General features: G+C 38.7%; 12 protein-coding genes. All 12 read left to right on the top strand.

What is annotated here, in order from left to right:
* Positions 1-209: 209 nt before the first annotated feature.
* The 12 genes from H5R88_RS02795 to atpE all read left to right on the top strand — a co-directional run bounded on the left by H5R88_RS02795 (position 210) and on the right by atpE (position 12,397).
* Complete coding sequence (locus tag H5R88_RS02795; RefSeq protein WP_182578008.1) at positions 210-785, top strand: thymidine kinase; 576 nt, start codon at positions 210-212, stop codon at positions 783-785.
* 21 nt (positions 786-806) lie between these two features.
* Positions 807-1,889, top strand: coding sequence for a peptide chain release factor 1 (gene prfA / locus H5R88_RS02790; RefSeq protein ID WP_182578112.1), 1,083 nt, complete (start codon positions 807-809; stop codon positions 1,887-1,889).
* Positions 1,882-2,748 carry a peptide chain release factor N(5)-glutamine methyltransferase gene (gene prmC / locus H5R88_RS02785; protein WP_182578009.1) on the top strand — a complete coding sequence of 289 codons (867 nt, stop codon included), beginning with the start codon at positions 1,882-1,884 and terminating at the stop codon, positions 2,746-2,748. Before prfA ends, prmC begins: the two co-directional genes overlap by 8 nt.
* A 5-nt stretch (positions 2,749-2,753) precedes the next feature.
* A complete protein-coding gene (locus H5R88_RS02780; protein ID WP_182578010.1) occupies positions 2,754-3,782 on the top strand; it encodes an L-threonylcarbamoyladenylate synthase in 1,029 nt (342 codons plus the stop codon).
* Positions 3,783-3,889: 107 nt separating this feature from the next.
* A complete protein-coding gene (gene glyA, locus H5R88_RS02775) occupies positions 3,890-5,125 on the top strand; it encodes a serine hydroxymethyltransferase (RefSeq protein ID WP_182578011.1) in 1,236 nt (411 codons plus the stop codon).
* A gap of 92 nt (positions 5,126-5,217) precedes the next feature.
* Positions 5,218-5,853 (top strand): uracil phosphoribosyltransferase, encoded by a 636-nt coding sequence (gene upp, locus H5R88_RS02770; RefSeq protein ID WP_182578012.1) that lies wholly within the window; start codon positions 5,218-5,220, stop codon positions 5,851-5,853.
* 133 nt (positions 5,854-5,986) lie between these two features.
* Entirely contained in the window at positions 5,987-7,714 is a 1,728-nt protein-coding gene (gene ptsP, locus H5R88_RS02765) for a phosphoenolpyruvate--protein phosphotransferase (protein WP_182578013.1), read from the top strand.
* A gap of 102 nt (positions 7,715-7,816) precedes the next feature.
* A complete protein-coding gene (locus H5R88_RS02760; RefSeq protein ID WP_182600192.1) occupies positions 7,817-8,932 on the top strand; it encodes a YibE/F family protein in 1,116 nt (371 codons plus the stop codon).
* Entirely contained in the window at positions 8,929-9,702 is a 774-nt protein-coding gene (locus H5R88_RS02755; RefSeq protein ID WP_182578015.1) for a YibE/F family protein, read from the top strand. The genes H5R88_RS02760 and H5R88_RS02755 overlap by 4 nt, the downstream gene beginning before the upstream one ends.
* 158 nt (positions 9,703-9,860) lie before the next feature.
* Positions 9,861-11,132: a solute carrier family 23 protein gene (locus H5R88_RS02750; RefSeq protein WP_182600191.1), complete on the top strand. Its 1,272-nt coding sequence runs from the start codon at positions 9,861-9,863 to the stop codon at positions 11,130-11,132.
* Between the two features lie 314 nt (positions 11,133-11,446).
* The gene (gene atpB, locus H5R88_RS02745) at positions 11,447-12,154 is read left to right on the top strand and encodes a F0F1 ATP synthase subunit A (protein WP_182578017.1); all 708 of its coding nucleotides are present in this window, start codon (positions 11,447-11,449) and stop codon (positions 12,152-12,154) included.
* A 24-nt stretch (positions 12,155-12,178) separates the two neighbouring features.
* Positions 12,179-12,397: a F0F1 ATP synthase subunit C gene (atpE, locus tag H5R88_RS02740; RefSeq protein ID WP_003666561.1), complete on the top strand. Its 219-nt coding sequence runs from the start codon at positions 12,179-12,181 to the stop codon at positions 12,395-12,397.
* Positions 12,398-12,425: the final 28 nt, after the last annotated feature.

Here is a 12,425-nt window from a genome sequence, read left to right as displayed (position 1 = left end):
GTCAATTGTAAGTGATACAATAGTGATGATTAAAATTACCGTTTAATTTTAAACTTTACGATAACAAAAAGAAAGTTATTAAACTGAAATTATTATAAGATTAAAGTTATTCAATGTAAAAAAACTCTTTCCTAATGTAGAAGTATTTAAATGACACAAATTTTTGGATATAATGAAGAGTACTATGCAAACAAAAAGGAGCAATTGTAGTGGCACAACTATTCTTTAAATATGGCGCAATGAATTCTGGTAAGTCGATTGATATTTTAAAGGTTGCCCATAACTATGAAGAACAAGGGAAGCCGGTTGTTTTAATGACGAGTGGCGTCGATGATCGTTCTGGTCGCGGAATTATCGCCAGTCGGATCGGCCTAGAGCGTAAAGTAAAACCAATTATGGATGACACCAATATTTACGATTACGTTAATAAGATGGACCGTAAGATATATTGTGTCCTGATTGACGAAGCACAGTTTTTAAAGAAAGGGCATGTCTTACAATTAATCAAAATTGTTGATGAGCTAAATATTCCAGTAATGGCTTTTGGACTAAAAAATGATTTTCGTAATGAATTATTTGAAGGTTCAAAGTATTTACTAATCTATGCTGACAAAATTGAAGAGATGAAAACAATTTGCTGGTTCTGTCCCCACAAAGCTACGATGAATTTACGGATTCATAATGGTAAACCAGTATATGAGGGTGAGCAAGTCCAAATTGGGGGAAATGAATCATATTACCCAGTATGCCGGAAGCACTATTTTCATCCCCAATTAAAAAAATAGGAGGAATAATCAAGAATGGAAATGGAAGAAATTTTCGATAAACTTCAAGCGGTTGCCGATCGTTATGATGAATTAAATGAATTGATCAGTGATCCAGAAGTAATTGCCGACTCGCAACGTTTTATGAAGCTTTCAAAAGAAGAAGGAAGCTTACGTGAAACAGTTGAAAAATATAATCAATATAAACAAGTCACCCAAACTATTAGTGATGATGAAGAACTATTGCGTGAAACTAATGATGATGATTTAACCGCCCTAACTAAAGAGGAGTTAACAGAAGCGCGAGAAGAACAAGCACAGTTGGAAAAAGAACTTGAAGTGCTATTAATTCCGAAAGACCCTAATGATGATAAAAACATTATCATGGAAATTCGTGGAGCTGCTGGAGGGGATGAAGCAAGCCTATTTGCTGCTGATCTTTATAGCATGTACCTTCACTATGCTGAAAAGCAAGGTTGGAAAGTAGAAGTTGTTGATCGAAATGAAACTGAAGTCGGTGGTTTTAAGGAAATTGCCTTAATGATTACTGGGGATAAAGTTTATTCTAAGCTTAAATTTGAAAACGGTGCACATCGTGTTCAACGGGTTCCGGTTACCGAATCAGCAGGCCGTGTTCACACATCGACTGCGACTGTTGGGGTAATGCCAGAAGCTGAAGACGTAGATGTTGATATTGATCCCAAAGATATTCGGGTTGATGTTTACCGTTCAAGTGGGGCTGGTGGTCAGCACGTTAACAAGACTTCATCTGCGGTTCGAATGACTCACTTGCCAACCGGAATTGTTGTTGCAATGCAAGATGAACGTTCACAACAACAAAATCGGGCTAAGGCAATGCGAATTTTGAAGTCGCGGGTTTATGATTATTATCAACAACAAGAACAAAGCGCTTATGACCAAAAGCGGAAAGATGCGATTGGTACAGGTGACCGATCAGAACGGATCCGTACGTATAACTACCCTCAAAACCGGGTAACAGATCATCGAATCGGCTTAACGTTAAACAAGCTTGATAAAATTATGGCTGGTGATCTCGATGAAATTATTGAAGCATTGATTGTTGCCGACCAAACACAAAAGTTGGAGCAATTACGGAATGAGTAATTGCGTACCGACCAACTATTTTATGGCGCAGCGATGGGCAAAAGAACAATTACAAGGAACAGATATTGATCCAAGTGCTCCTCAGTTTTTACTTCAGCAATCCCATGGTTGGGATGCAACTCACTTACTTTTACATAATCGTGATGAGATGCCAGCTGACGAAGTAGACTGGTGGAAGGATGCTATAACAAGATTGCTTAATCACGAGCCTGCTCAATATGTTGTTGGGCAGGCCCCGTTTTATGGCCGAACCTTTAAGCTTAATAAAAATGTTTTGATTCCAGAAGCTGAGACAGCAGAATTAATTGATTGGGTATTGCAAGAAATGCCTGCTAGTCCATTAAAGGTCCTTGATTTAGGGACGGGGAGTGGGGTAATAGGCATTACGCTTGCACTTGAACGGCCAAACTGGCATGTAAGCCTAAGTGATATTTCAACCGCTGCGCTTGCTGTTGCTCAGGAAAATATGGCTAACTTTAACCTAGAATTGCCGTTGATTAAAAGTGATTTATTTGAAAATATTGATCAGCAATATGATTTAATTGTGACTAATCCGCCTTATATTGACCCGGATGATACGGGTAAAATTGATCAAGCAGTCCTTGAAAATGAACCAGCCATGGCCCTATTTGCTAGTGAACACGGTTTAGGATTCTATCATTGTTTATTTAAGCAAGCAGGGCAGTATTTAACTACGGCTGGTCAAATATTTGGTGAAACTGGTTATGATCAAGAAGAGTCAATTCAAGAATTACTACATCAAACCGATAAACACGCACAGATATGCCCACGACATGATGTGGCAGGAAAAATGAGGATGATACACGCATGGGATTTTTCAAACGCAGGAGGAAGATAGTAAGAATGGATACGAAGATTTTTCGACATGGTGAGATTGCCCAGGCAGCAGCTGCGATTAAGCGTGGTGAATTAGTGGCTTTTCCAACTGAAACTGTTTATGGATTAGGGGCTGATGCAACCAATGAAAAAGCCGTAAAGAATGTTTATTTAGCAAAAGGACGGCCAAGCGATAATCCATTGATTGTTCATGTTAACTCTATTGCAATGGTTGAAAAGTATGCTGCCGAGATTCCTGATAATGCCCGAAAGTTGATGGATACATTTTGGCCTGGTTCTTTAACCATTATCTTGAAAATTAAGAAGGGAGCACTTTCAAAAACCGTCACAGGTGGTTTAAAAACTGTTGCCTTTCGTTATCCAGACTGTCAACCAACTCTTGACTTAATTGAAGAAGCTGGTGTTCCACTGGTGGGACCGTCTGCTAATACTTCTGGGAAGCCGAGTCCAACTACCGCCCAACACGTTTATCATGACTTGCATGGTAAAATCGCTGGAATTGTGGATAATGGTCCGACACGGGTAGGAGTTGAATCAACTGTCCTTGACATGTCAACAGATCATCCTGTAATTTTACGTCCTGGTGCTGTTACAAAAAAGGACATTGAAGCAGTGATTGGGTCAATTGACCTCAATCATCACAAAGTAGGAAAAAATGAAACTCCTAAAGCTCCCGGAATGAAATACAAGCACTATGCCCCTAAGGCTCAAGTATACATTGTTGATGAAGATGCTGATTGGGATAAAGTTGTTGAATGGATACGACAACAGCCATTTGATGTTGGGATGATGGCTGAAGAAAAGGTTCTCCAACAAGAAGTATTACCGATGAACGCCATTCAATTTTCATTAGGGAAGAATGTTGAAGATGCCAGTGCTCGTTTATTTGATGGCTTACGACAATTTGATGATCAACCTAATGTTAAAGCAATTGTTACTCAAGCTTTCCCAGCTCATGATTTAGGGGGCGCATACATGAATCGTTTGAATAAGTCTGCCGGTGGTATGCACTTTGATAGTAATGCGGTAAAATAATAAGAGAACGGAGTGGAAGAGGTACCACTCTTAAAATCTCAATAAAATAATAAGGAGACTGAGTAGATTCCCAGCCTCTTTATTTATAACTAGAGGAGATGTTGTAAATGAACTATGGTAAAAAATCACCCCAGCTATGGGCAGCTATTGAAAATGAAGAACAACGCCAGCAAGATACGATTGAGCTAATTGCCTCCGAAAATATCGTTTCAGATGCTGTTCGTGAAGCGCAAGGATCAGTTCTAACAAATAAGTATGCTGAAGGATATCCTAATAAGCGGTATTACGGTGGTTGTGAGTTTATAGATCAAGTTGAACAATTAGCAATTGATTATGCTAAAAAATTATTCAATGCAGCATATGTTAATGTTCAACCACATTCTGGGTCACAAGCTAATATGGCAGTTTATCAAGCACTCCTCAAACCCGGAGATGTGATTTTAGGGATGGGAATGGATGCTGGTGGGCACCTAACTCATGGCGCAACAGTTAACTTTAGTGGAAAATTATATAAAACGTATGGCTATGGCCTAAATCCAGATACTGAAGAGCTTGATTATGATGAAATTATGGATTTAGCTAAAAAAGTCAAACCGCAATTAATCGTTGCGGGGGCCTCTGCCTATAGTCGGATTATTGATTGGCAGGCATTTCGTAATATTGCTGATGAAGTTGGGGCTTACTTGATGGTTGATATGGCCCATATTGCCGGATTAGTAGCAACTGGTGTCCATCCAAGTCCACTTCCAATTGCTGATGTTGTCACTACTACTACTCATAAAACTCTCCGTGGTCCGCGGGGAGGAATGATCCTCTCTAAATCAACTGAGTTGGGACGGAAAATTAATTCAGCAGTATTTCCGGGAATTCAAGGTGGACCGCTGGAACATATAATTGCGGGTAAGGCTCAAGCGTTTTATGAAGATTTACAACCGGAATATTCGGAATATATCCAACAAGTTGTAAAAAATGCTCAAACAATGGAAAAAGTATTTAATGCTAGTAAACAGATTCGGGTAGTTTCAGGAAAAACAGAAAATCACCTTCTCGTTCTAGATCTTACTAAGACTGGTTTAACAGGAAAAGATGCGCAAAATCTTCTTGACCGTGTCCACATTACAACTAATAAGGAAGCTATTCCGAATGACCCACGGAGTCCATTTATCACAAGTGGTTTACGGATTGGAACTCCTGCTATTACAAGCCGTGGATTTAAGGAAGAGGATGCGCAAAGAGTCGCTGAATTAATCAGTACAGTTTTAACTAATCCAACCGATAAAGAGGGGCTACAAGAAGTAGCAAAAGGTGTACATGAATTAACCACAAAGTACCCGATTAACTAAAAAACTAGAACATAAAAAGTTGTTATGATCCTTTGTCATGACTTGATTTTTTTGGTAGAATAGTGAAGAAATTCAAAGGAGTGTATATAGGCATGGGTAAATTTGAAGTGTTAGATCATCCATTGATTCAGCACAAGCTAACAATGATTCGGGATAAAAATGTTGGGACAAAGTTTTTCCGGGAAACAGTCAAGGAAATTTCAACTTTAATGGCTTATGAAGTTGCACGTGATATGCCATTAAAGGATGTTGAAATTGAAACGCCAATTGCTAAAACGACTCAGAAGGAATTAGCGGGTAAAAAGGTAGCGATCATTCCAATTCTTCGGGCAGGAATTGGAATGGTTGATGGGATGACTGATCTTATCCCAGCAGCTAAAATTGGCTTTATTGGAATGTACCGTGATGAAGAAACATTAAAGCCACATGAATACTTTGTTAAGTTACCTAATGATATTACAGAACGGCAATTATTTATCGTTGACCCAATGCTAGCAACTGGTGGTTCAGCAATGATGGCAATCGAAGCCTTAAAGAAGCGCGGTTGCTCAGAAAAGAACATGAAATTTGCTTGTTTAGTTGCAGCCCCTGAAGGAGTGAGGGCTGTACGTGATGCTTATCCAGATGTTGATATTTATACAGCAGGTCTTGATGATCATCTTAATGAAGATGGATACATTGTTCCTGGATTGGGCGATGCTGGTGACCGTCTTTTTGGTACTAAGTAGATAATTAAAAGATTAAAAGCATGATCTGTAGAAAACTGTTTAGCTTTCACAAATCTTGCTTTTATTTTTTGGGTTTGTGTTGAAAAGGCTTTCGCGTATAATAGGTACTATACCAGAAAAGAGGAATTGATTAATGGGGACTCAAATTAATGGAATCGCAGCTAGTGATGGGGTGGGAATTGCACCTGCTTACTTATTAACGAAGCCTAATCTTAGTTTTGAAAAATATCATATTAGTGACCCCAATAGTGAAAAAGCAAGATTACATAGTGCTTTTGAGAAGATCATTCAGAAATTAAGAGAAACCAAGAAGCGGCTTGTTGATAGGATTAATGCCGAAGATTTGGCAATTTTTGATACTCATATTGCAATCTTAAATGATCCTGAAATGATTAAACAAGTTGAAAACCGGATCGCCAATCAACGCTTAAATGCAGAATCGGCTTTTGCAGAAGTAATTACTAAGATGATTAAAACCCTTCAGGCGATGACTGGAAATGAATATATGCAAGAGCGAGCAGCTGATTTCCAAAATATTCAAGACCAGGTTTTAGCGGAATTAGAAGGAAAGAAGCTCCCTAATTTACGTGAATTAGATCATCCTGTTATTGTAGTTGCTCATTCAATTGGTCCAGCCGATACCTCACAGATGGATAGTCATTTTGTTAAGGGAATTATTACCGATTTAGGGGGACGTACTAGTCATGCAGCGATCATGGCTCGTTCCTTACAGATTCCGGCAATCGTTGGGTGTAATAACATCACTAGAAAAGTTCAGAATGGTCGGCGAGTAATTGTTGATGGATTTGAAGGTAATGTAATTGTTGAACCATCAATAAACGATGTTAAACAATACCAACAAATTGCGGATAAGTTTATGAATGTCCGTCAGCAGTGGAAAAAAATGATTAATCAGCCTTCAGTAACCGCTGATGGTCAGCAGTATAAAATTTCGGCTAATATTGGTTCTTCAGTGGATATTTCGTCAGCAATAAAAAATGGTGCTGATGGTGTTGGCCTATTTCGAACTGAATTTCTTTATATGAAAAGCGATCACCTCCCAACTGAAGAAGAGCAGTTTAATGCCTATCGTCGAGCTGTTGAGCAATTAAATGGGAAACAGTTAGTAGTTCGGACCTTAGATATTGGGGGAGATAAACCACTTCAATTCATGCCATTACCTAAAGAAATGAACCCATTCCTTGGTTATCGGGCTATTCGGATTGCTCTTGACCGGCCAGAAATGTTTAGGACTCAGTTGCGGGCTTTACTTCGTGCATCCGAATTTGGGAAGATTAATATTATGTTTCCAATGATTACCACGCTTGAGGAATTGCAAGCAGCTAAGAAAATATATTATGAGGAACAGCAGAAATTAGCTGTCGATCATCCAGGGATTGGCAATGATGTTCGTCTTGGAATAATGATTGAAGTTCCATTAGCTGCGTTAAATGCTGATCGCTTAGCTTCAGAAATTGATTTCTTTAGTATTGGAACCAATGATTTAATTCAATATTGTTTTGCGGCGGACCGTGGGAATGATTCAGTTTCGTACCTCTACCAGCCTCTAAATCCGACTTTCTTAAAATTAATTAAGCACATTATCGATGCTGGGCATGCTCATGATACAACTGTAGCGATGTGTGGAGAAATGGCAGGGGATCGATATGCCTTACCACTATTAATTGGAATGGGATTAGATGTTTATTCAATGAGTGCTAGTTCTATTTTGCGGACGCGTTCAATGATGAAACAATTGGATAGCAAGAAATGTCAGAAACTCTATCAACAGGCGATTACAACTTGTGATTCAATGATCGGGGTAAAAAAGTTAGTTCAAGAATGGTTAATAGCCAACTAAAAAAGGATTTAGGAAAAGTAAAGATTTTTCTTAAATCCTTTTTTTAGATCTTGTTAAGAGTAAAATGGCAATAGTTTTGCTGTACTAAGGGGATGTAAAGTTGTGATTAAGCAATACTGGACAAAGCAAAGGATCTGGTTATTAATTCTTTTGGTAGTAGTAGGGTTGGGGGCGCTTTTATTTACTAGTCATAATGAGCGCTTCTACCAACAACCAATCGCTAAAGTAACTAGCGAAAAAACCGTGAGTAGGCAAAGGGTGAAAGACCAATTTGACAATGTTGACCATCAATATAATCAGGAGCTCCAAGTAAAATTATTGAATGGCAAATATCGCGGACAAAAATTAACGGTACAAAATACATATAGTGATTCGCAACCGATGGATCAACATTATCGGGTGGGAAATAAAGTGTTTTTGACCCAGCTGCGTAAACGGGGCGGAAAACTAACAGCCAATATTAATGGCTTTAAGCGTGACACAGTAATCGTCTTTTTACTTTGGCTGGTTGTCCTGATGTTGCTTCTGCTTATGGGACGTTCAGGCTTATTTGCATTCTTAAGTGTAGTAATTAATGCTCTTTTATTTATAATTGCAATTGAGATTGACTTAAAACAAAATGGTCAACATATTATGATGCTTTTTAGTATGCTTGCCATAATCTTTACGTTTATTAGCTTATTATTAGTTCTTGGCTTTAGTAAAAAGATGCTGGCGACTTTTGCGGCAACGGTTATTGGGACGTTTGTGGCCTTGGGATTGAGTATGCTTGTCTTTATATGGACTCATGAGCGGGGAATTTACTATGAATCAATGGAATATGTTACGCAGGTTCCTCGTCCACTTTTCTTAGCTGAAACGTTATTGGGGTCTTTAGGGGCGGTAATGGATGAATCAAGCGATATTATCGCCACTCTTTTTGAGTTGAAACAGTTAAATCCTGCTGTTACCCGCAAACAGTTATTTATCTCTGGCCGTAATGTCGGTAAGTCAATTATGGGACCGTTAATAAATGTTTTATTTTTAATTTTTATGGTGGATACTTTTACTGGTAGTCTTTTGTATATCAAAAACGGTAACTCGTGGGGCTATACCTATGCAATGAATATGAGCTTAGGGACTATTCAGAGCCTGATTAGTGGAATTGGGATTGTCCTTTCAGTTCCCCTTGTAAGTCTATTTGGGGCATTGCTCTTAAGAAAGAAGGTGCAAAGATGACGACAATTACGGGTCTTGGTTTGGTCTTGCTAATTTTGATGGTCCTTGTGGGAGGAAAACAGGGCTGGACAGCTTTTTTGAGTTTGCTTCTTAATTTTGGCTTTTTATATTTTGCAATTATTTTAGTTGCGTTTCATGTTCCCCCTTTATTTGTAACCGTGACTATTGGGATTACAATTTTAGCGATAACCATTTTCATGGGAGAAGATGATTTGCGGACAACCGTGACGGCATTTTATGCTTCACTCATCGTGGTATGCTTAATTTTAGTGCTGATCTTTATTATTGAGCACTGGGCAATGGTACAAGGCTTTGGAACAGAAGATAGCGATGAGTTAGAAGGGATGTCAACTTTAATTGGAATTAGTTATTTCAAGGTTTCTGTTACTACTACTATTTTGAGTTCTCTCGGAGCAATTGCGGAAGCAGCAATGGCAATCTCCTCTGGGCTGACGGAAATTCTTGAGAATCATCCCGAAAGAACTAATCGTCAATTGATTCATAGTGGGATGGCGATTGGACAACAGATTATTGGAACAACTTTCAATACGCTTTTCTTTGGCTTCTTTGGTGGATTCTTAGCACTATTTATTTGGTTCTTAGGTCTCCATTATTCTTTTGGCACAATTATGAATAATAAAATCTTTGTGGCAGAGATGATTGAAATCCTGATCTCTTTCATCGGGGTATTGATCACTGTTCCCATGACTGCTTGGGTGATGACAAAGCGTCGTAAATCTGTTATTGACAATTACACTAAAACAAAGTAACATACGAATAACTTATAATTAGACCTTTAATCGGAGTCCTGTGAGGCTTCAAAGGTACGGATAAATTCTCCTTGCTCTTTCCACAGTTAGGATTGGGTAGGAAAATAGACGACTTTGGAGCAGGAATTCCAAAGTCGTTTTTCTTTAGGAGGATTTATATGGCGCACCGTGATAATGTTGTTTTAGATGTAGACGAACGGCCAGCTCCTTGGCAGTGGTTTGGTCTATCCTTGCAACATATGTTTTCTATGTTTGGCTCCACTGTTTTAGTCCCAATCTTGGTAGGATTAAATCCAGGAATTGCCTTGTTTAGTTCAGGGATAGGGACCCTGATGTATTTACTCATTACTAAGCATAAGATTCCGGCTTATATGGGATCGAGTTTCTCATTTGTTGTCCCAATGATGGCCTTAATGAAAACTACTGGTTATCCGGGAATTGCACAGGGGACTATTGCAGTGGGGTGCGTATATTTAATCGTATCAGTAATTGTAACGCTGGTTGGGTCACAATGGATTGATCGCATTCTGCCACCAATTGTTGTTGGTCCGATTGTTGTTGTAATCGGGCTGTCATTAGCAGGAACAGCCGCTAAAGATGCTACCATCAATTCAGCTACTGGCCATTATGATTTACGCTTTTTTGCGGTCGCAATGCTTACGATGGCAATAACAGTTATCTTCAATATGTATTTTAAAGGATTCCTCGGTCTAATTCCGATTTTGATGGGGATTGTTGCTGGTTATATTATTGCGGTCTTGTTTGGAATTGTGGACTTTTCTTCAGTTGCGCATGCACATTGGTTTAGTTTGCCCGACTTTCAGATTCCGTTTGTTGATTATCATCCTCAATTATACTGGGGTGCGATTTTGAGTATGGCACCGATCGCCTTTGTTACCATGACAGAACACTTGGGTCATATTATGGTTCTGAATGAGTTGACTGAACGAAATTACTTCAAGGAACCAGGCTTGAACCATACGCTTGCAGGAGATGGGATGGCTTCAATTATTGCCGGATTCGTTGGCGGACCGCCCGTAACTAGTTATGGTGAAAATATTGGGGTAATGGCAATCACGCGTGTCCATTCAGTTTACGTTATTGCTGGAGCAGCTGTATTTGCCATCTTCTTTAGTTTTATTGGCAAATTAAGCGCCTTGATTGAATCGATCCCTTCACCGGTTATCGGTGGAATTTCTTTCTTATTATTTGGGGTGATTGCCTCTAGTGGTTTGCGAGTGATGATTGAAAATAAGATTAATTTTAATGAAAAAAGAAATTTAATGATTTCATCGGTTATTTTAGTAATTGGGATTGGAAATGCCTACCTTCAATTAGGAAAATATCAATTCTCTGGATTAGCTGTTGCAGCTGTCCTCGGGATAATAATGAATTTAATCCTTCCACAAAAAGCCAAAAGTGAAATGTAGTTTGAATTTTTAAGCAAAGTAAGATAAGGAGGACACTCTCTTCTTACTTTGCTTTTTCGTTTGATAACGAAACAAAAAAATTGAGAGGTCGTGAAAAAAACAGATTGTAATAAAAAGTTTATCAAAGCAACGGAAGCGCTTTCTTCCTGCTTTTAGCAACTGATTAGTAGGTATATATAAATCTAATGTTCTTTTGAATTTTAACGAAATTAATGATATATTAACATTCGTAACTTGGGGTAGTTCGTTTTCTTTGCAACGTTCATCCAATTTACAAGCCAAATTATTGTTATAAGGAAAGAGGTGGAATATGAATGGGCGGTGATGCTTTAACTTTTAAGCTTTTCGGACTCACGTTCAATACTACGAACATTGTTTCTGGACTGATTATCTACGCAATCGTGTTCTTCACTCTTTACGGGATGTCACGAAAGATCCAAATGAAGCCTACTGGCGCACAAAACGTATTTGAATGGTTAGTAGATTTCACTAATGGAATTGTGCGAAGTCAGATGCCAGCATCCGAGCAAGGTCACTATAGTTTCTTTGCCTTTGTTTTGTTTGTCTTCATCTTCTTTGCTAACCAATTCGGTTTGATTTTCCAATTTCATTGGAACGGGGCTGAAATACTTAGAAGTCCAACGGCAGACCCAGTTGTTACGTTAACACTTTCTTTAATGGTAATGGTATTATCATTCGCTGCGGGAGTAGCGAATAATGGCCTTGGTGGATACCTGAAAGGATACACTAAACCATTTACTTTAATGCTTCCTGTTAACATTATCGAAGATTTTGCTAACTTCTTAACTCTTGGTCTCCGTATTTTTGGTAACATTTTTGCCGGTGAGCTTTTAATGAGTTTGATTGCTAATATGGCATTCTCACATGGGATCCTAACCATTATTCCAGGATTGTTTTTGGAACTTGCATGGCAAGGATTCTCTGTATTTATCGGTTCAATTCAGGCATATGTCTTTGTAACATTAACGACGGTTTATATTTCTCGGAAGATTTCCGAATAATAATCCCTAAGGAGGAATTTAAAAATGGCATTAGGAGCAATTGCTGCAGGACTCGCGGCTATGGGTGCCGCTATCGGTGGTGGTATCGGTGACGGTATCTTAATCGGACACACAGTTGACAGTATCGCACGTCAACCAGAATTACAAAGTAGATTACAAGCAACGATGTTTATTGGTGTTGGTTTGATTGAAGCCATGCCTATTATTGCCATCGTTATTGGCTTCCTTGTTATGAACAAGTAATTATTTTAAGTTTTTTATTTTAAGATAA

Origin of the sequence: Limosilactobacillus agrestis (assembly GCF_014145585.1) — a bacterium.
Lineage (GTDB): Bacteria > Bacillota > Bacilli > Lactobacillales > Lactobacillaceae > Limosilactobacillus > Limosilactobacillus agrestis.
The sequence above is the reverse complement of the archived record's forward strand: the minus strand, read 5'-3'. Positions and strand labels throughout refer to the sequence as shown.